Here is a 20,175-nt window from a genome sequence, read left to right on the forward strand (position 1 = left end):
GGCTATTATGAAGCCCTGAAACGTCGAAGGGAAGCCTGAATGCTTCCCTTCTGCGACCAAACTGGCGATTAAGCTAGCTTTTACGCGCTCTTGCGTAATAAACCGCGTTTTTTCAGATGCACCAGCAGAATTGAAATAGCTGCTGGCGTAATCCCTGAGATACGCGATGCTTGGCCAATAGTTTCGGGCTTATGGCTATTTAACTTAGCAATAACCTCATTTGAAAGCCCTGGAACCTCTTTGTAATCAAGGTTCAATGGCAGACCTGTGTTCTCATTGCGTACCGCTTTGTTGATCTCTTCCTGCTGACGTTGGATATAGCCAGAATACTTCACCTGGATCTGTACTTGCTCGGCAGCGAGTGGATCGGCAAGTCCTGGACCAAAACCTTCAATCTGCATCAACTTGCTGTAATCCATTTCTGGACGACGCAGCAACTCTTCAAACGACGCTTCACGGGAGATCGGCGTGTTTAAATGCGGATTTAACACTGGCACCAATGGTGAATTTGGATGGATCCATTGGCTACGTAGACGTTGCAGTTCTAACTCGATCGATTCCATTTTTTCACTGAAAGAGGCCCAGCGCGCATCATCCACTAGACCCAGTTCACGACCTTTTGCGGTTAAACGTAGATCGGCGTTGTCTTCACGCAGCAAGAGGCGGTATTCGGCGCGGCTAGTAAACATACGGTAGGGTTCTTTAGTCCCTAAGGTTGATAAATCGTCAACCAATACACCTATGTAGGCTTCATCACGGCGAGGACACCAAGCTTCTTTGCCCTGAACCTGCAGTGCAGCGTTCATCCCCGCGAGTAAACCTTGGGCTCCGGCTTCTTCGTAACCTGTAGTACCGTTGATTTGGCCCGCGAAGAACAAACCATTGATGGTTTTGGTTTCTAACGAGTTTTTAAGATCCCTTGGATCGAAATAATCATACTCAATCGCATAACCTGGGCGAACAATCTCAGCATTTTCCATACCTTGAATAGAACGAACCAGATTTAACTGCACATCGAAAGGCAAGCTGGTGGAAATACCGTTAGGGTAGATCTCGTTGGTGTTCAAGCCTTCGGGTTCGATAAAGATCTGGTGCGATGATTTATCTGAAAAACGATGGATCTTGTCTTCGATTGAAGGGCAGTAACGTGGACCAATCCCCTCGATCACGCCTGAATACATAGGGCTGCGATCTAAGCCTCCACGAATAATATCGTGTGTCTTTTCATTGGTATGGGTGATCCAACAAGAAATTTGTTTCGGGTGATGGCTCACATCGCCCATAAACGACATTACAGGTAATGGCGTATCGCCTTTCTGCTCTGTCATCTGGGTAAAATCGATGGTGTTGGCATCGATACGCGGTGGCGTACCGGTTTTTAAACGGCCAACACGGATTGGCAACTCGCGTAAACGGTGGGCGAGTGCGATTGATGGTGGATCGCCAGCACGACCGCCACTGTAGTTTTCTAAACCAATGTGAATCTTACCACTGAGGAAAGTACCCGCGGTTAAGACCACTGCTGGTGCTTCGAAGGCTAAGCCCATTTGGGTCACTACGCCGACTACGCGATCGTTCTCAACAACCAGATCATCAACGGCTTGTTGGAAAATACGTAAGTTGGCTTGGTTTTGCAGAATATTTTGGATCTTCTGACGATATAAAGCGCGATCAGCCTGAGCACGAGTCGCTCTTACTGCTGGGCCTTTGCTCGAGTTTAGAGTTCTAAATTGGATCCCTGCATAGTCGGTTGCGATCGCCATTGCACCGCCTAATGCATCGATTTCTTTTACCAAATGACCTTTGCCAATACCGCCGATCGCAGGGTTGCATGACATTTGGCCTAAAGTATCAAGATTATGCGTCAGCAATAATGTCTTAGAGCCCATTCTTGCTGCAGCCAATGCGGCTTCAGTTCCGGCATGACCACCACCTACAACAATAACATCAAACCGTTCATGAAAATGCATGACCCTACCTTTAGTAACTTAAGAGACCCAACGTGAGCCGATCATTTTAGCATTTGCTTTGAATGAGGTGAATGATCATTTTTAGAAAATGGATCCATAGGATCGGGACTAATAGATCTTAAGATCTTTATATAGATCTTCTTACTATGTTTACTATTAGGATCGCACTTTCCTGTGGGTAAGGTTATTTTCTTATTTATATCAAACAGTAACGAGCTTTTATTCTTGTGATCTAGCCGAGATCTACTGCCAGAAAAGGTGGGGATAGATCGGCTATTTATCCACAAGGGGGATCTTTAAGCAGATCAGGTTGTGAATAGCACAGAGGTTGATCAGATCTAAATAATAGTTTATCCACAAAAATATACATTAAAGTAGTTTTTTGTGGATAAATAAGATCTAAACTGTGGGTGGTTTGGTATGTTTTCCAAGAGAGGATCTTAAATTTGATCTTGCCATTGTGCCAACCACGCTAAAGCTGGGTCTTCTGGCACTGGATCCTGTTGTACATCGATCTGGATCTTATCCACAATGACTTTTGCACCGCTGTATTCCAGCGCTTCAACTAACTTTTCTGGGCCTTGGCAAAAGGTGTCATAACTCGAATCGCCAACCGCACATAAGGCGAACTGAACTTGGGTCAGATCCGGTGTGTTTAGCAGCAGTTCTTTACTAAATGGCTGCAAATTGTCGGGCAGATCGCCGGCGCCATGGGTCGACGAAACGATGATCCAAAGGGGATATGATTGCAATTCATCCAATGTTGGGCTCAAAAAGGTATCGACTTCATGGCCTAATGGAGTGAGCTGGGCCTGCATTTCATCCGCTATATATTCACTGCTGCCGAGGGTGGTGCCGACTAATATTGCGATCTTGGTCATTGTTACTGCTCTCTGTGGTCGTTAATTTCTATCATTTTTGGGGCTTACATCTACTTACAGTGTTTTGCTGTATAAATTTACTCACTATTGATTTGCAGTCTGCTAGTATCTTTGGCTGCAATCGAGGTTTTATACCTATGACTGTAAATTTTTATAACAATTATAATAGGATAACAGATGACTACTCCTGCCGATGCGCCAAAGTGGCCACGCCAAATACCCTATATTATTGCCAGTGAAGCGTGTGAGCGTTTCAGTTTTTATGGCATGCGCAACATTCTAACACCATTCTTGATGACGGCACTTTTGCTCTCTATTCCCGAAGATCTTCGCGGAGCTGTAGCCAAGGATGTGTTCCACTCGTTCGTAATTGGGGTGTATTTTTTCCCCTTACTCGGTGGTTGGATTGCAGATAGATTCTTTGGTAAGTACAACACTATTCTGTGGTTAAGCTTACTTTACTGTGTGGGCCATGCGTTCTTGGCGATTTTTGAGCACAGTGTGCAAGGCTTTTACACTGGCTTATTTTTAATTGCCTTAGGTTCAGGCGGGATTAAGCCTTTAGTTTCTTCGTTTATGGGCGATCAGTTTGATCAGAGCAACAAGTCTTTGGCGCAAAAAGCCTTCGATATGTTCTATTTTACGATCAACTTCGGTTCCTTCTTCGCATCCTTATCTATGCCATTGTTACTCAAGAATTTTGGCGCTGCAGTGGCTTTCGGGATCCCCGGAGTGTTGATGTTTATCGCCACGGTATTTTTCTGGTTAGGTCGCAAACGTTATGTGCATATGCCACCAGAGCCTAAGGATCCCCATGGATTTTTACCTGTGATCCGCAGCGCCTTGCTTACTAAGGTCGAAGGCAAAGCCAATATCGGTTTAGTGTTAGCCCTAATTGGTGGTGTTTCAGCCGCTTATGCGCTGGTGAATATTCCGACCCTAGGGATTGTGGCTGGTTTGTGTAGCGCTATGGTGCTGCTGATGGGATTTGTTGGCCTTGGGGCGTCATTGCAGCTTGAGCGCGCGAGAGGGCTTCATCCTGATGCGGCCGTGGATGGCGTACGTTCAGTGCTGCGTATTTTAGTGTTGTTCGCCTTAGTGACGCCATTTTGGTCATTGTTCGATCAAAAGGCGTCGACCTGGATTTTGCAGGCTAACGATATGGTTAAACCTTCGTGGTTTGAACCGGCGATGATGCAGGCATTAAACCCACTGTTAGTGATGCTATTGATCCCATTTAATAACTTCGTGTTATATCCTGCGATTGAGCGTATGGGCGTGAAATTAACTGCACTTCGTAAAATGGGGGCGGGAATCGCGATAACTGGCTTAAGCTGGATTGTGGTTGGGACTATTCAGTTGATGATGGACGGTGGCTCGGCGTTATCTATCTTCTGGCAGATCTTACCCTATGCCTTACTGACCTTTGGTGAAGTATTAGTTTCGGCGACGGGTTTAGAATTTGCCTACAGCCAAGCACCTAAGGCTATGAAGGGCACTATTATGAGTTTTTGGACCTTATCGGTTACCGTCGGTAACCTTTGGGTATTACTCGCCAATGTGAGTGTAAAAAGCCCTGCGGTGACGGAACAAATTATTCAAACCGGGATGAGTGTGACGGCATTCCAAATGTTCTTCTTTGCGGGATTTGCGATCTTGGCGGCGGTCATCTTCGCGCTCTATGCTAGGTCCTATCAAATGCAGGACCATTATCGCCAAGTCTAGATAAACCATTTAAGACAAAGCGCTTTTAAATAAAAAAATCAGCCCCTAAGCGAACTTAGTGGGCTGATTTTTTTATGGCGTGTTTAACTAACCGCTAAAGCGAAATTATTTGCCGATACAGAATGAGCTGAAAATTTTGCCCAGTAGATCGTCTGAGGTGAAGCGGCCGGTGATTTCAGACAGGGCTAATTGCGCCATTCTCAGTTCTTCTGCTAACAATTCACCTGCGAGGTAAATCTCTAATTGTTCTTTACCGAGTTGCAGATGGCTTGCGGCAACATCTAATGCTTCGAGGTGGCGGCGACGGGCGATAAAGCCACCTTCGAGATTACTCTGATAGCCCATCAAGGATTTAAGGTGTTGCTTTAATTCCTCGACGCCTAGACCTGTTTTGGCCGAGATCCGATACACGCTGTAACCTTTTTCTTCGGTCATGGCGAGGTTCTCACCGGTGAGATCGGCCTTATTGCGAACAACTGTCACGCCTAAATTGGCTGGCAGGCGATTGATAAAATCGGGCCAAATATCGTGGGGATCGACCGCATCCGTAGTGGTGCCATCGACCATAAATAACACCCGATCGGCGCTGTTGATTTCGTTCCAGGCACGTTCAATACCGATTTGTTCAACCGTATCTGTGGTGTCACGCAGGCCTGCTGTGTCGATAATATGCAGTGGCATGCCATCTAAATGGATATGTTCACGCAATACATCACGGGTGGTGCCGGCAATTTCGGTCACAATGGCCGATTCTTTACCTGCGAGCGCATTTAGCAGACTGGATTTTCCGGCATTGGGGCGACCAGCAATCACGACTTTCATCCCTTCTCGGATAATCGAGCCTTGCTTAGCACTGGCTTGGACGGCGCTGAGTTTGTCGATGATTTTGTAGAGCGCGTTGGCAATTTTGCCGTCACTTAAAAAGTCGACTTCTTCATCGGGGAAATCAATCGCGGCTTCGACGTATAAACGCAGATGGGTGACTTGATCCACCAGCTCATGGACTTCCTTCGAAAACTCACCTTGCAGTGATTGCAGCGCGCTTTTGGCGGCTTGCTCGCTGGTGGCATCGATAAGGTCGGCAATGGCTTCGGCCTGGGTTAAGTCCAGCTTGTCGTTCATAAAGGCCTGTTCGCTAAACTCGCCGGGTTTGGCGATGCGAATACCTTCGACTTCTAATACGCGCTTGATCAGCATATCGAGGACGATTTGACCACCGTGGCCCTGCAGCTCTAATACGTCTTCACCGGTGAAGGAATTAGGGCCTTTAAAAAACAGTGCGATACCTTGGTCTATCACTTGGCCTGAGGCATTTTTAAAGTCGCAGTAATCCGCGTAACGGGGTTTAGGTAAATGACCCAATACGGCCATGGCCACGTCGGTTGCCTTATCACCAGAGATACGAATGATACCCACGCCGCCCCGTCCGGGCGCGGTGGCTTGTGCCACGATAGTGTCAGTTGTCACGGAAATACCCATTAATTCGATCAAATCATCTAAAGGAAAAGGCGGCCATTAAGCCGCCTTTTTGCATATGCTGAGCCGTTAGCTCTTATCTAGCGCTTGGGCTTATTTTAAGCCTTTTTTCTCTAGACCTGCATAAATAATCTTCTGCTGGATGATGGCAACAATGTTACCCACTAACCAGTACAGTACTAGACCCGATGGGAACCACAGGAAGAATACGGTAAAGATCACTGGCATCCATTGCATCATCTTCACTTGCATTGGGTCCATGGTCGGTGCAATGGGTTGCATTTTTTGCATCACAAACATAGAGACACCCATCAGCAACGGCAGAATGTAGTATGGATCTTGTACCGATAAGTCATGGATCCATAACATAAATGGCGCGTGACGCAGCTCGAAGCTTTCTAACAATACCCAGTACAAGGCAATGAAGATTGGCATCTGTAGCAGGATAGGTAAACAGCCACCCATAGGGTTCACTTTTTCCTTCTTGTACAGTTCCATCATGGCTTGACCCATCTTTTGACGGTCATCGCCGAAGCGTTCTTTCAAATCCTGCAGTTTTGGCTGTAGATTACGCATTTTCGCCATTGAGGTGTACTGCGCTTTAGTCAGCGGGAACAGTAAACCACGAACGGTTAAGGTGATCAGAATAATCGCCACACCCCAGTTACCCACAAAGGATTGATAGAACATCAATAACCAGTGGATTGGCACGGCTAACCACCAAAGGAAACCGTAATCAACAACGAGGTTTAAGGTATCAGATAATGCAGATAGCGCTTTTTGATCCTTAGGACCAACATAAAACTGCGAGCTAATTTCTTGAGTCGCACCTGGTGCAATATCATATACCGCGCCACGGAAACCAATGTTAGCTAAACCGCCAGCACTTACACTCGAGAAAATGGTGTTGCTATCGGTTGCTGGTGGGATCCAAGCTGATACGAAGTAATGTTGCAGCATCGCCGCCCAACCACCGAGAGTCGGTTGATTGAGGTTGCTCTTGCTCATATCTTCAAACTTGTACTTTTCGTAACGTACATCTTGAGTCGAGAATGCGGCGCCACGGTAAGTTGGCATCATCATGCTGCTTTCTGATGGCTTGATGGTCTGTTTAATCTGACCGTACATCTGAACTTGCAATGGAGCAGCTGAGGTGTTGTTGATTTTGTAATCGATATCAACGTTAAACTTGCCACGATGGAAGACAAACACTTTTGTGTAAGTCACACCATTATCAGCCACATAGGTCAGTGGTACTTCTAAGGTGTCTTGGCCATCGGCTAAGGTAAATTCAGTTTTGCTGGCAGCAAATGCGGCGCGACCTTTAGCACTGCTATCGATACCATCACGGCCAATCAGGCCACTCTGAGCGATATAGGTGAAATCTTTGGTTTGCTCAAGCAAAACAAATGGCTGGTCTTTACCCTGTTCCAGTTTGTGTGAAACCAGAGCTGCAAAAACGATGTCACCACCCACTGGGTTGATTTGTACATCAAGCTGATCGGTTTTAACTGTGATCAGATTTTGCGTTGCCGTTAAGGCTGCTGGGACACCTGTGTCTGCTTCTGGAACATCAGCACTGTGATTTGTGGTTGCATTCGCCACTACAGACGATTCGGTTGCAACGGGTTTTGGAGCTTTGTCTGCTTGCCACTGTTGCCACAGCAAAAAGCTGACAAACAGTAGTCCTATTAGCAATATATTGCGTTGAGATTCCATAGCCTATTTATTACACCTGTCATTTTTAGGGGGGACGGGATCACTACCGCCGGGATGCAAAGGGTGACATTTTAATATGCGTTTCAATGCAAACCAACAACCTTTCGCGGTTCCGTGCACTTTTATTGCCTCAATGGCGTAATGTGAGCATGTGGGATTGAAACGACATCGAGGCCCTAAGAGGGGGCTGATGAAGATTTGATAGCCACGAATGAACGTGGTTGCTAGCCATTGTAGCGGCGACTGAGTTTGCGCCATAGCTTTTCTATCAACTTGTTGATCTCTGCATTTTCCATTTCCATCACCCCGTTTCTGACCAGCACAACAATATCAAGCTGAGGAATGTCGTGTTGATTGAGGCGAAAACTATCTCTGATAACTCGCTTAATGCGATTACGCTGATTGGCGCGTTTTACATAGCGTTTAGCTACAGTAAGACCCAAACGCGGATGTTGTTCCGAATTAGGAATGGCAAGCAGAGTGATTTCAGCAGAGGAAGCTTTGATGGGATTGGAGAATACAGATTTAAATTGCGCGGGAGTTAGCAAGCGTAACTCCCGCGTAAAGGTATAGCTAGTCAACTAGTTACCTACTTAACTTATTAAGCAGATAAACGAGCGCGACCTTTCGCACGACGACGTGCAAGCACCTTACGGCCGCCTGCAGTAGCCATACGAGCGCGGAAGCCGTGAGAACGCTTGCGCTTCAGGTTGCTAGGTTGAAAAGTACGTTTACTCATGATGGCAATCCGTCTTTGTTATAAGTGAACATATCCTTATCTCTGGTGACAGAGGTAAGGGTAAAAAAGAGGCCGAATTGTAATCACTTTACCTGTCCCCGTCAACAACGAAAGTCAGCAAGTGGCTTATTTCTGCCCGTGTATCCTTTGATCAATTTCCCGCATACACCAGAAGATGTGGATAACTCTGTGTATTGGCACTACATGTAGTAGTGAAGGGGATCTATCAAGAGATCAAAGGGGCGCCATTATAGATCAATGTGGATCGCTTAATAAAGCGGGATTTGCCCTATTTGTTGAATAAAAGGATCGAATTTGATCTTTGATGATCGGGGATGTCTCCATAGAATGATCTTGTTGGGGATAATTATTTTTTAAGGATAGCGATCATTGAGATCTCGCTATAGAATACACCTCTTTTTGATGATCTTTTGGGGATAACTTAGTGGCGGTTTCACTTTGGCAACAATGTATCGGAAGACTGCAAGACGAGCTTTCTGCTCAGCAGTTCAGTATGTGGATCAGACCGTTACAAGCCGAAATGGATGGAGATACTTTGGTGCTTTATGCGCCTAACCGCTTCGTGCTCGATTGGGTTAGGGATAAGTACATCAATATCATTAATCAGTTTTTTACTGAGCAAATGGGTAATGATGCACCTAAGTTACGCTTCGATATCGGTAGCCGTCCGTCAGCGAAAAAGCCCGAGCCAGCCCCTGTTGCGGCTGTGCGTGTGCCCAATCCCCAAACTAAAGCCTCTGTAGGGACTTCATTTAATACCACTGAGCCTGTTGCTAACGCTAATCATCGCAGCAATATCAATCCTACTTACCAATTCGACAACTTCGTTGAGGGTAAGTCTAACCAACTCGGTAAAGCGGCCGCACTTCAGGTTGCTGAAAATCCGGGTGGTGCCTATAACCCACTGTTCCTTTATGGTGGTACGGGTTTAGGTAAGACCCACTTATTACATGCAGTGGGTAATGGCATCATCAAAAATAATCCCGATGCGAAAGTCGTGTACATGCACTCCGAGCGTTTTGTGCAAGACATGGTGAAAGCGCTGCAAAACAATGCGATCGAAGAGTTCAAACGTTACTACCGCAGTGTCGATGCCCTGTTTATCGATGACATTCAATTCTTCGCTAATAAAGACAGATCGCAGGAAGAATTTTTCCATACCTTTAACGCACTGCTCGAAGGTAATCATCAGATCATCCTGACATCGGATCGTTATCCCAAAGAGATCGACGGGGTAGAGGACAGATTAAAATCTCGCTTTGGTTGGGGCTTAACGGTTGCGATTGAACCGCCAGAACTTGAAACCCGTGTGGCTATTTTGATGCGTAAAGCCCAGGAGAGCGGTATCAATCTTCCCGACGAAGTCGCCTTCTTTATTGCTAAGCGCTTACGCTCTAACGTTCGCGAGTTAGAAGGTGCGTTAAACCGGGTTATCGCCAACGCTAACTTTACTGGCCGTCCAATTACCATTGATTTTGTGCGTGAAGCCCTGCGTGACCTCTTGGCACTGCAGGAAAAATTAGTCACTATAGACAACATTCAGAAAACCGTAGCTGAATACTACAAAATCAAGATGGCTGATATGTTGTCTAAGCGTCGTTCGCGCAGTGTTGCGCGCCCTAGACAAGTGGCCATGGCGTTATCCAAAGAATTAACTAACCAGAGCTTGCCGGAAATCGGTGATGCCTTTGGTGGTCGAGATCACACCACAGTGTTACATGCCTGTCGTAAGATTGCTCAGCTACGGGAAGAGAGTCACGACATTAAAGAAGATTATGCTAACTTGATTAGAACCTTATCTTCTTAAAATCAAGGAATTTGGACACTATGAAATTTTCAATTGATAGGGACGCCCTATTAAAGCCGCTTCAATTGGTTTGTGGTGCGGTAGAAAGACGCCATAACTTGCCTATTTTGGCAAATCTCCTTGTAGAAGTTAGTGGGCACTCACTCAAAATGACAGGTACCGACCTCGAAGTTGAGTTTGTGGGCCAGGCGGTCGTTCATGGTGATATTGAAGAAGGTCGTACTACAGTTCCTGCTAAGAAGCTGTTAGACATAGTTAAATCCTTACCCGAACAAAGCGAGCTTAAGGTCGAGCAGCAAGATAACAAATGGTTATTGCGCTCAGGCCGTAGCCGTTTCTCGCTGGCAACCCTGCCCGCAGAAGAATACCCCAATGTGGAAGCCTTTCAGGCGGAAATCGAGTTCTCTCTTAAGCAAGGCGTGCTGAAGTCACTGATTGATGCGACTCAGTTTTCGATGGCGAACCAAGACGTTCGTTACTACCTCAATGGTTTATTACTCGAAACCGAAGGGAATATGCTGCGTGCCATTGCCACCGACGGTCACCGCTTAGCCTTAAGCCACAGAACCATAGATGCGCAATTGCCTGAAAAACAAGTGATCGTGCCCCGTAAAGGCGTGATGGAAATGGCGCGTTTATTGGAAGCCGATGATTTAGATATCGCAATTGCCATTGGCGATAATGCGATTCGTGCGACCACCAGCACCACAGTTTTTACCAGTAAATTAGTCGATGGTCGTTTCCCCGATTATCGCCGTGTGTTACCGAAAGGCGGTGATAAAATCGTTATCGCCAGCCGTAACCACTTCAAGCAAGCTTTAAACCGTGCTTCTATTCTATCGAACGAGAAGTTTCGCGGTGTACGCATTCAGTTAGAAGCGGGATTACTGAAAATCACCGCCAATAACCCAGAGCAGGAAGAAGCGGAAGAAATCATTGATGTGGATTACAACAATCAGCCACTCGAAATTGGTTTCAACGTCAGTTACTTATTGGATGTGCTAAACAACCTTAAGTCCGATGATGTGCGTATCACCCTAATCGATGGTAACTCGAGTGCTTTATTGGAAAACCACTTGGAAGAAGATTCCATGTATGTGGTTATGCCGATGCGCTTATAGCAATTCCATTGACTACTTTGTGCCATACGCCGCTTTTTAGCGGCGTATATGTCTTCAAGTCTTATCCCTTGTTGCCTTATTTACTCGGATGGATGTGAATTGCGGTATGATGACTGTTCTGAGTCTTGGCCTAAGCCGTCGATGCGGTTTGATGAGTAACGCATGAGTCTTATCCGTCTTAATATTGATTCTTTTCGCAATATTCAATTGGCGCAGCTGAGCCCGACTGAAGGGATCAATCTGATTTACGGTCAAAATGGCAGTGGCAAAACCAGCATACTCGAGGCTATTTACTTTCTCGGCATGGGGCGTTCGTTTCGCAGTCATTTATCCCAACGGGTGATCAATAATGAACAGGATAAGTTAACCCTGTTTGCGACCTTAAATTTGCCACGGGGCGACAGTAAAATCGGCTTGCGACGTTTCCGTAGTGGCGAAACCGAAGTCAAAATCGACGGGGAAAAGGTGAAACGGCTATCGACCTTAGCCGAAACCTTACCCATCCAAGTGATCACGCCGGAAAGCTTTTCGCTCCTGTTTGAAGGCCCTAAATCCCGTCGACAGTTTATCGATTGGGGCGCCTTTCATTCTGACCCGCAGTTTTATGCGGCATGGGTGAACGTAAGGCGGGTTCTAAAGCAACGAAATCAACTGCTTAGAAATAATTCTTCCTATGATCAAATCCAATATTGGGATAGGGAGTTTGTCCGTTATACCGAGCAGGTCACAGAAATACGAAACCGTTATGTAGACTCGTTAAATGAGCTACTTAGGGGTATAATCGGGGAGTTTTTACCGCAGGTAGATGTTAAGGTTTCATTTACTCGCGGCTGGGATAGCAAAACGGATTTTGCACAACTTCTCGAATCCCAATATTCCAGAGATTTGGCTACGGGTCATACCGTCAGCGGTCCCCATAAAGCTGACCTCAGACTTCGTGTAGGTAGTTTACCGGCGCAGGATGCCCTGTCCCGTGGTCAATTGAAATTATTAGTCTGTGCACTGCGTATTGCACAGGGAAAGTTGCTCAAACAACAAATAGATAAACACAGTATTTATCTTGTGGATGATCTTCCATCCGAGTTGGATGCACAGCATAGGCAGCTATTGCTTAAGCAGCTAGTGGACACAGGTGCACAAGTGTTTGTCACTGCCATTGAGCCTGCAGCAATAGTCGATTCGTTACACACGCCTCCCAGTAGGATGTTCCATGTGGAACAGGGACGTGTAACGGTAATTGAATAACCATTGAGAGAATAATATGTCAGAGAATAGTTACGATTCTTCGAGTATTAAGGTCCTTAAGGGCCTTGATGCAGTACGTAAGAGACCTGGGATGTATATTGGTGACACCGACGACGGTACGGGTCTACATCATATGGTGTTCGAAGTAGTCGATAACTCTATCGATGAAGCCTTAGCCGGCCATTGTACTGATATCACTATTACTATCCATGTGGATGGCTCGGTCTCCGTTCGCGACGACGGCCGTGGTATTCCTGTGGCGATTCACCCGGAAGAAGGCGTGTCTGCCGCCGAGGTGATCATGACCGTACTGCACGCGGGTGGTAAGTTCGACGATAACTCTTATAAAGTGTCAGGTGGTCTGCACGGTGTGGGTGTGTCGGTAGTTAACGCGCTGTCTAAAAAGCTGCAGTTAACCATTCGCCGTGAAGGTAAAGTCCACGAGCAGTTTTATACCCACGGTGTTCCTGACGAGCCAATCAAAGTGATCGGCGATGCGACGAAAACCGGTACCGAAATCCGTTTCTGGCCAAGTGAAGAAACCTTCAGCGATGTTGAGTTCCACTTCGAGATTCTGGCCAAGCGCGTGCGCGAACTGTCGTTCCTCAACTCAGGCGTGGGTATCCGCTTAGTTGATGAACGTGACAACAAAAATGAATTCTTTAAATACGAAGGCGGTATCAGCGCATTCGTTGATTACCTGAACCGTAATAAAACGCCAGTAAACAAAGACGTATTCCACTTTATGCAAGAGCGTGACGACGGTATTACCGTTGAAGTGGCGATGCAGTGGAACGATGGCTATCAAGAAAGCATTTTCTGTTTTACCAACAACATTCCACAGCGTGATGGTGGTACTCACTTAGCGGGTTTCCGTAGTGCGTTGACACGTAACCTCAACAACTACATGGAAAACGAAGGCTATAACAAGAAAGGCAAAACTAACGCGACTGGTGATGACGCCCGCGAAGGTTTAACGGCCGTGATTTCAGTTAAAGTGCCTGATCCTAAGTTCAGCTCGCAAACCAAAGACAAATTAGTGTCTAGCGAAGTGAAAGCCGCGGTTGAACAAACCATGGGTGAGAAGCTAAACGACTATCTGCTGGAAAACCCTGCCGATGCTAAGTTAATCGTCGGTAAGATTGTCGATGCGGCCCGTGCCCGTGAAGCGGCGCGTAAAGCCCGTGAAATGACCCGTCGTAAAGGCGCACTCGATTTAGGTGGTTTGCCAGGTAAGCTGGCGGATTGCCAAGAAAAAGACCCTGGTCTTTCAGAAATCTACATAGTGGAAGGGGACTCTGCTGGCGGTAGCGCTAAGCAGGGACGTAACCGTAAGAACCAAGCGATTCTGCCACTGAAAGGTAAAATCTTAAACGTTGAGAAAGCGCGTTTCGATAAAATGCTTTCTTCTCAAGAGGTTGCCACGCTAATCACCGCGCTTGGCTGTGGTATTGGTCGTGACGAATACAACCCAGATAAGACGCGTTACCACAACATCATCATCATGACGGATGCTGACGTCGACGGCTCGCACATTCGTACCTTGCTGTTGACCTTCTTCTTCCGCCAAATGCCTGAGCTGATTGAACGTGGTTATGTGTATATTGCTCAGCCGCCTTTATTCAAAGTGAAGAAAGGTAAGCAAGAACAATATCTGAAAGACGAAGCGGCACTGACTCAGTATCTAACCACTCAAGCGTTAGATGGTACTAGCATTTACCCATCTCAAGGTGCGCCAGGCATGTCGGGTGAGCCATTAGAGCGTTTAGTGACTCAGTACCGCGAAGTGGAAGCGATTGTGGCCCGTTTAGAGCAACGTTACCCAACGCAGATCACCAACCGCATGCTTTATCATCCAATGATCAACAACGAAATGTTGGCGGATGAAGGCAAGATGAAGGAATGGATCGACGCCTTTATCCATGAGCTGGTGGAATTAGAAAACAGCGGTGTGTTGTATTCTGGTGAGCCTGTACTCGATCCTGAGCGCAAAGTGTATCTGCCGAAGATCACTATCCGTAAACACGGTATCGATACACACTACCTGTTCAGCTACGACTTCTTCCAATCAACTGACTACCAACGCATTGGTAAGTTAGGTGCGGCACTTGAAGGCCTGATTGAAGTCGGTGGTTATGTACAACGTGGCGACCGTGTGAAGGAAGTGGGTAGCTTCATTGAAGCGTTAGATTGGACAATCGGCGAAGCCAAGCGTGGCCTCTACATCCAACGCTATAAAGGATTGGGTGAGATGAACCCTGAGCAATTGTGGGAAACCACAATGGATCCTGAATCTCGCCGCATGCTGCAAGTGACGATTGATGATGCCGTTGGTGCGGATCAACTGTTTACTTGTTTGATGGGCGACCAAGTTGAACCACGCCGTGACTTTATCGAAGCCAACGCGCTGAACGTGGCTAACTTAGACGTTTAACATCTAGATGTATCGTTAGCGATTGATAAAAAAGGGAAAGCTAAGCTTTCCCTTTTTGTTTGGTAGAAAATTATCTATCAACACCAGCTTCGTCGATGTCCACTATTTCAGTCTCGGCTTTGGCGGCTTGTATCCAGGCCTGCATTTCCGGCTGGCTCACAATAAATTCCATATAGGCTCGACTCGCTTGGGATACTTCAATCTCATAGGTGAAGAAGCGCATCACAACCGGCGCAAACATCATATCGGCTATCGACCACTTGCCAAATAACCAAGTGCCTTGGGCGGTGGCAAACTCTGCCATTTGCTGTGACCAGATACTGTCGATGCGGGTAATATCCTGCAATACGGCAGGGCTTAATTCGACATAACGATGGGCACGGATATTCATCGGCAGGGCATTTCGCAGGGCATGAAAGCCTGAATGCATTTCACAGGCGAAGGAGTGAGCCTTGGCCTTTTGTTTCGGGTCTTGTGGCCAGGCTGAGCCTGAAAGATAAGTATCGTTGATATATTCGCAAATCGACAATGAATCCCAAACCGTGATATTTCCATCGATGAGTGTCGGAACTTTTAGGGTAGGCGAAATAGATTTTAGCCGCTGATAAAAGCTCTCGGTATCGAGCTGTAGTAGGATTTCATCGAACTGAATACCTGATTTTGCAGCCATTAACCAAGCGCGGAGTGACCAACTAGAGTAGTTTTTATTGCCAATGTAGAGTTCCATTTTCACCTTCCTGTTTGGGGTTGTGCTTATCAATATAGGCGCTTGTACTTTGCATGACTAACGAATAGATTTGATGTCATCTATCAGCAAAATGAATAGATAGACTGACATCAGATAGGAAATATTATGGAAATAGAAGCGCTGCGCAGCTTTGTGGCATTTGTTGATACTGGGAGTTTTACCCGTGCGGCAATGCAAACCTATAAGACTCAATCTGCCGTCAGTATGCAAATGAAGCGCTTAGAGCAAGAGTTGGGAAAAACGCTCTTTGTGAAAGAGGGGCGAAACTTAGTCTTATCTACCGAAGGCCAACGTTTTGGTTTGTACGCTAAGCAATTACTGCAATTGCACGATGAGACTGTCACTACCATTAAGCAGACCCAAGTCGGCACACAATTGCATTTGGGCTGTCCCGATGACTATGCCGAATCCGTGTTGCCGCGGATAGTGGCGTTGTTACATGGTCACATTAAGCAACTCGATCTTCAAATTACCTGCGCCTCGAGCCAAAAGCTGCGGATCATGCTGGATTCTGGGCAGCTCGATGCGGCGATAGTGACTCGTTTGCCCGAGTCCGATGAAGGCTACTTATTACAAACCTCGAAAGGCGTTTGGGTGAGCGCGAGTGGTTCGAACTTGAGTAATGCCGATCCCTTACCTATAGCGCTATTCCAAAAGGACTGTAAATTCCATATCGCGGCGTTAGATGGATTGATGAAGCAAGATAGGCATTATCAGTTGTTAGCCTGTAGCAGCAGTGCTGCGGCTCTTAAAGCGATAGTGGCTAAGGATTTGGCTATTAGTGCAATGGCTGAATGCTGTGTATCGGCACCACTGAATATTATTGATTCTGGAACTCTTCCACCTCTGCCTGTGGTCGCCGTCGCACTGGTTATTTCCGCGAAAGCTTATTCACCCATAAATGCGGAGTTGGCCAAGCAAATTGCACGGGCCTATCAAGGCTACTTGGAATAAGGTTTCACGTGAAACATTTGATTTGATAATGCAGCCTTAAGCCTAGGTACATATAGTAAAGCTGCGCGTAATACATGATGCGACCACTAGTATATGAACTACAATGGACTGATAATTATGCAGGGTAAGTTAACTCAGCTCTTATAGGTTGGAACGTCTTGATTAAGTCCATATTTAATAAAATTTTTAATATCCGCGAAGAGACAATACTGGAGCGACCTAAAAGCTTTAGCCAAACCGATCTCAGTAAATCGTTGGACAAAGTTTCAGCCCCTAAACGCCAAGAAGAATCCGTTGATACCGTGGTGAGTATCGACTTAGAGGCGTTATTTTACAGCCTGTTGTTTCCCGCCAGAACCAAAGATGCTGGTGGCGTTGCCAATAACCTTGAACGGCGCGTCATGGCTGAAATAGAACTCGCCTTAGCATCGCCACAAGTGATAGCCGAAAAGGTGCTGAAGCTTCCCTCTAAGGTTTTGGAATTAGACCGTAAATTAGCTGAGCCACAGTTTGATACTAAGGACTTGTTGGCGCTAATAGAGAAAGATCCCTTACTGAGCGTCGAAGTGCTTAAGCTGTGTAACTCACCAGCCTTTAAGCGTGGCGATCGAGAGGTCACAAGCCTGCAACAGGCTTTAGTGCAGCTCGGCCGTGAGCAGTTACGCCGCTTTGTGACGAGCTGCCTAGTGCGTGAGATGCTCGATATTAAACCCATTTATTTTCGTCGCTTTGGTGCCGAAATTTGGCGTCATTCGATGCAGGTGGCCTTTTTAACCAGTGAACTGAGTGAAGAAGATAGAGACACGGCATTCCTATTAGGATTACTGCATGATGTGGGTAAGCTCGCCATCTTTAAAATGTTGCTCGATGCCTTTGTGCAAGCAGAGCCTGAGGAGCAGCCAAATTCTTGGTTATTCCGACAAGTGATGACGGCAAAATCACTCACCTTAAGTGCTTTGTTAGCAAAGCATTGGCAATTGCCAAGTACCTTTGAAACCGAGTTGGATAAATTAGCCCATGTTCATACTCGACCAAATGAGGGTATTGCCGCTGTGGTTTGGCGCGCCAATATCATCAGTGAGATTTCGATGCTGCAGCAAGCGGGTAAACTGCCTGCTGATATGCTGAGCAACTTGTTAGCCTTGGTTGGACTCGAGCCCGCTCAATTCGAAGCGTTGCACGAAAAACTTCAGCAGTTTTAATATATTGCAGCCAATAAAAAACGCGCTAAAAGCGCGTTTTTTATTAAGACTCTAACGTGCGACTTACTGGAGCAGAGAAATATCCGCTACATGTAAGAACTGCTCACGTAGGTTATTTAGCAGTGCTAAACGGTTGTTTTTCAATGCTTCGTCGTCCGCCATAACCATCACGTCTTCGAAGAACTGGTCAACGCTTTCACGTAAGCTCGCCAGCAGTGTTAATGCCTGTTGGTAATCAGCATTAGCGAACAGCGGAGCGAGTTGAGGCTGCAGTTCGGCAAGCTTAGCGGCTAATGCTTGTTCTGCTGCTTCGGCTAACAGAGCTGAGTTAATCGCAGTGGGTAATTCGCCTTCCACTTTCGCCAGAATGTTAGACACACGCTTATTCGCCGCAGCCAGAGCGCTAGAGGCTTCTAAGCTTCTGAAGTGTGATACCGCATTGATACGGCTATCAAAATCAGCAGGGCGAGTTGGGCGACGTGCTAATACGGCGAGGATCACGTCAACCTCGATACCTTTATCTTGGTACCAAGCACGGAAACGCGCCATTAGGAACTCAAGCACTTCATCGCTTGCATTCGCGTTGCTTAAGTTAGTGCCATGGAGTTCTTGAGCCTTAGCAATCAGGGTCACTAAGTCTAGTGGCAACTTGTTCTCAACTATAATGCGTAACACACCAATAGCGGCGCGGCGCAGTGCGAACGGGTCGGCAGCGCCCTTAGGTGCCTGACCAATACCGAAGATACCTACTAAGGTATCGAGTTTATCCGCTAATGCTACTGCGCAAGATACAGCTGCAGTCGGAACCGTATCGCCAGAGAATTTGGGCTTGTATTGCTCTTCCATGGCTAAGGCTACGGCTTCAGTTTCACCATCTAGGCGGGCGTAATGCATGCCCATAGTGCCTTGAGTATCGGTAAACTCCATCACCATATTGGTCATTAAGTCTGTTTTAGACAATAAACCAGCGCGCGCTGCATCAACGGCGTTAGCACCAGTTTGCTCGGCAATAAAGGCGGCTAGGGCAGAGATACGAGTGACTTTGTCTTTTAAAGTACCTAGTTGTTGTTGGAACAAGACGGTCTCAAGACTCGGTAAGCGTGATTCCAGCGTGTGCTTTTTGTCGGTATTGAAGAAAAACTCGGCATCGGCCAAGCGTGGACGAACCACTTTCTCGTTACCAGCAATGATTTGTGCCGGATCTTTTGATTCGATGTTCGCGACAAAGATAAAGTTTGGCAGTAACTTACCTGCATCATCGAATACTGGGAAATATTTCTGATCGCCCTTCATCGTATAAACCAAGGCTTCTGAAGGAACGCTGAGGAACTTCTCTTCAAAGCTTGCGGTTAATACGACTGGCCATTCAACCAAAGAGGTGACTTCTTCAAGCAGGTCATCTTCGATATCGGCGGTGCCACCAATCTTAGCGGCCGCTTTTTCGGCATCGGCTTTAATTAAGGTTTTACGGCTTTCGTAGTCGGCGATGACTTTACCTTTTTCTTTCAGTAGCGTCAGGTAGTTGTCTGCATGGTCAAGCTCGAAGCCTGTACCCATAAAGCGATGGCCACGAACATTGCGTGCCGATTTAATGCCGAGTAATTCACCTTCGATTAACTCACTGCCTAACAGCATAGTAGCGGTGTGAACAGGGCGAATGAATTGTGTCTTGCTGCTTCCCCAGCGCATTGGCTTAGGAATGGGTAACTTATCCAGCGCACGTTGCGCCATCGCCGCGATTAAGCTCTTAGTTTCAACGCCTTCGACTTTGGCGTTATAAACCAGCCATTCACCTTTATCGGTCACCAAACGCTCAGCTTGGTCAACGGTAATACCGTTACCACGTGCCCAGCCTTCTGCGGCTTTCGTTGGTTTACCTTCACCGTCAAAGGCTGAGCTGACAGCTGGGCCGCGTTTTTCAACGATTTTGTCCGCTTGAGCAAGCGCCAGTTCAGTCACATTAATGGCTAGGCGACGGGGTGCTGCATACCAAACAGCTGATTTAAAAGCCAAATCGGCTTTGGTTAATTCTTCGGTAAAGTTCGCTAAGAAAGACTCAGCCAGTTTACGCAGCGCCTTTGGCGGCAGTTCTTCAGTGCCTAACTCGATGAGTAAGTTTTCAAAATTCATGTG

At 46.7% G+C, this 20,175-nt stretch carries 16 protein-coding genes; 7 read left to right on the plus strand and 9 right to left on the minus strand.

Going from position 1 to position 20,175, the window contains the following annotated elements:
- Positions 1-80 precede the first annotated feature (80 nt).
- The gene (mnmG, locus tag B5P39_RS21205) at positions 81-1,970 is read right to left on the minus strand and encodes a tRNA uridine-5-carboxymethylaminomethyl(34) synthesis enzyme MnmG (RefSeq protein ID WP_086903509.1); all 1,890 of its coding nucleotides are present in this window, start codon (positions 1,968-1,970) and stop codon (positions 81-83) included.
- 440 nt (positions 1,971-2,410) lie between these two features.
- Positions 2,411-2,851 (minus strand): FMN-binding protein MioC, encoded by a 441-nt coding sequence (gene mioC / locus B5P39_RS21210; RefSeq protein ID WP_088212846.1) that lies wholly within the window; start codon positions 2,849-2,851, stop codon positions 2,411-2,413.
- Between the two features lie 177 nt (positions 2,852-3,028).
- Here mioC and B5P39_RS21215 point away from each other — a divergent pair, with 177 nt between their 5' ends.
- The gene (locus B5P39_RS21215; protein WP_088212847.1) at positions 3,029-4,576 is read left to right on the plus strand and encodes a POT family MFS transporter; all 1,548 of its coding nucleotides are present in this window, start codon (positions 3,029-3,031) and stop codon (positions 4,574-4,576) included.
- Positions 4,577-4,681: 105 nt separating this feature from the next.
- On the opposite strand, the gene mnmE is transcribed toward B5P39_RS21215, so the two are convergent.
- The 5 genes from mnmE to rpmH all read right to left on the minus strand — a co-directional run bounded on the left by mnmE (position 4,682) and on the right by rpmH (position 8,510).
- Positions 4,682-6,043 carry a tRNA uridine-5-carboxymethylaminomethyl(34) synthesis GTPase MnmE gene (mnmE, locus tag B5P39_RS21220; protein WP_088212876.1) on the minus strand — a complete coding sequence of 454 codons (1,362 nt, stop codon included), beginning with the start codon at positions 6,041-6,043 and terminating at the stop codon, positions 4,682-4,684.
- Positions 6,044-6,145: 102 nt separating this feature from the next.
- The gene (yidC, locus tag B5P39_RS21225) at positions 6,146-7,771 is read right to left on the minus strand and encodes a membrane protein insertase YidC (protein ID WP_088212848.1); all 1,626 of its coding nucleotides are present in this window, start codon (positions 7,769-7,771) and stop codon (positions 6,146-6,148) included.
- 3 nt (positions 7,772-7,774) lie between these two features.
- Positions 7,775-8,029: a membrane protein insertion efficiency factor YidD gene (gene yidD / locus B5P39_RS21230; RefSeq protein ID WP_011624661.1), complete on the minus strand. Its 255-nt coding sequence runs from the start codon at positions 8,027-8,029 to the stop codon at positions 7,775-7,777.
- Positions 7,996-8,352, minus strand: a complete 357-nt coding sequence (gene rnpA, locus B5P39_RS21235) for a ribonuclease P protein component (protein ID WP_088212849.1) — start codon at positions 8,350-8,352, stop codon at positions 7,996-7,998. The genes yidD and rnpA overlap by 34 nt, the downstream gene beginning before the upstream one ends.
- 20 nt (positions 8,353-8,372) lie before the next feature.
- Entirely contained in the window at positions 8,373-8,510 is a 138-nt protein-coding gene (rpmH, locus tag B5P39_RS21240; RefSeq protein ID WP_011070423.1) for a 50S ribosomal protein L34, read from the minus strand.
- A 445-nt stretch (positions 8,511-8,955) separates the two neighbouring features.
- Between rpmH and dnaA the strand changes: the two genes are divergently transcribed.
- From dnaA to gyrB, 4 genes are all read left to right on the plus strand, one after another.
- Positions 8,956-10,338, plus strand: coding sequence for a chromosomal replication initiator protein DnaA (dnaA, locus tag B5P39_RS21245; RefSeq protein ID WP_011715304.1), 1,383 nt, complete (start codon positions 8,956-8,958; stop codon positions 10,336-10,338).
- A 20-nt stretch (positions 10,339-10,358) separates the two neighbouring features.
- Positions 10,359-11,459, plus strand: coding sequence for a DNA polymerase III subunit beta (dnaN, locus tag B5P39_RS21250; protein ID WP_088212850.1), 1,101 nt, complete (start codon positions 10,359-10,361; stop codon positions 11,457-11,459).
- 162 nt (positions 11,460-11,621) lie between these two features.
- A complete protein-coding gene (recF, locus tag B5P39_RS21255; protein ID WP_088212851.1) occupies positions 11,622-12,704 on the plus strand; it encodes a DNA replication/repair protein RecF in 1,083 nt (360 codons plus the stop codon).
- Between the two features lie 16 nt (positions 12,705-12,720).
- Positions 12,721-15,138, plus strand: a complete 2,418-nt coding sequence (gyrB, locus tag B5P39_RS21260) for a DNA topoisomerase (ATP-hydrolyzing) subunit B (protein ID WP_086903527.1) — start codon at positions 12,721-12,723, stop codon at positions 15,136-15,138.
- A 70-nt stretch (positions 15,139-15,208) separates the two neighbouring features.
- On the opposite strand, the gene B5P39_RS21265 is transcribed toward gyrB, so the two are convergent.
- Entirely contained in the window at positions 15,209-15,865 is a 657-nt protein-coding gene (locus tag B5P39_RS21265; RefSeq protein ID WP_088212852.1) for a glutathione S-transferase family protein, read from the minus strand.
- A gap of 126 nt (positions 15,866-15,991) precedes the next feature.
- Between B5P39_RS21265 and B5P39_RS21270 the strand changes: the two genes are divergently transcribed.
- Together B5P39_RS21270 and B5P39_RS21275 are read left to right on the plus strand one after the other, a co-directional pair.
- Entirely contained in the window at positions 15,992-16,840 is an 849-nt protein-coding gene (locus tag B5P39_RS21270; RefSeq protein WP_088212853.1) for a LysR family transcriptional regulator, read from the plus strand.
- 158 nt (positions 16,841-16,998) lie between these two features.
- Entirely contained in the window at positions 16,999-18,042 is a 1,044-nt protein-coding gene (locus tag B5P39_RS21275; protein WP_088212854.1) for an HDOD domain-containing protein, read from the plus strand.
- 63 nt (positions 18,043-18,105) lie between these two features.
- On the opposite strand, the gene glyS is transcribed toward B5P39_RS21275, so the two are convergent.
- The gene (gene glyS / locus B5P39_RS21280; RefSeq protein WP_088212855.1) at positions 18,106-20,172 is read right to left on the minus strand and encodes a glycine--tRNA ligase subunit beta; all 2,067 of its coding nucleotides are present in this window, start codon (positions 20,170-20,172) and stop codon (positions 18,106-18,108) included.
- Positions 20,173-20,175 lie beyond the last annotated feature (3 nt).

Origin of the sequence: Shewanella sp. Shew256, assembly GCF_002196695.1 — a bacterium.
Classification (GTDB): domain Bacteria; phylum Pseudomonadota; class Gammaproteobacteria; order Enterobacterales; family Shewanellaceae; genus Shewanella; species Shewanella mangrovisoli.

Bases quoted from the DNA above. Each gene is read 5' to 3' on its own strand.
- mnmG (WP_086903509.1), bottom strand. From the start codon at position 1,970: ATGCATTTTCATGAACGGTTTGATGTTATTGTTGTAGGTGGTGGTCAT.
- mioC (WP_088212846.1), bottom strand. From the start codon at position 2,851: ATGACCAAGATCGCAATATTAGTCGGCACCACCCTCGGCAGCAGTGAA.
- B5P39_RS21215 (WP_088212847.1), top strand. From the start codon at position 3,029: ATGACTACTCCTGCCGATGCGCCAAAGTGGCCACGCCAAATACCCTAT.
- yidC (WP_088212848.1), bottom strand. From the start codon at position 7,771: ATGGAATCTCAACGCAATATATTGCTAATAGGACTACTGTTTGTCAGC.
- yidD (WP_011624661.1), bottom strand. From the start codon at position 8,029: ATGGCGCAAACTCAGTCGCCGCTACAATGGCTAGCAACCACGTTCATT.
- rpmH (WP_011070423.1), bottom strand. From the start codon at position 8,510: ATGAGTAAACGTACTTTTCAACCTAGCAACCTGAAGCGCAAGCGTTCT.
- dnaN (WP_088212850.1), top strand. From the start codon at position 10,359: ATGAAATTTTCAATTGATAGGGACGCCCTATTAAAGCCGCTTCAATTG.
- recF (WP_088212851.1), top strand. From the start codon at position 11,622: ATGAGTCTTATCCGTCTTAATATTGATTCTTTTCGCAATATTCAATTG.
- gyrB (WP_086903527.1), top strand. From the start codon at position 12,721: ATGTCAGAGAATAGTTACGATTCTTCGAGTATTAAGGTCCTTAAGGGC.
- B5P39_RS21265 (WP_088212852.1), bottom strand. From the start codon at position 15,865: ATGGAACTCTACATTGGCAATAAAAACTACTCTAGTTGGTCACTCCGC.
- B5P39_RS21270 (WP_088212853.1), top strand. From the start codon at position 15,992: ATGGAAATAGAAGCGCTGCGCAGCTTTGTGGCATTTGTTGATACTGGG.
- glyS (WP_088212855.1), bottom strand. From the start codon at position 20,172: ATGAATTTTGAAAACTTACTCATCGAGTTAGGCACTGAAGAACTGCCG.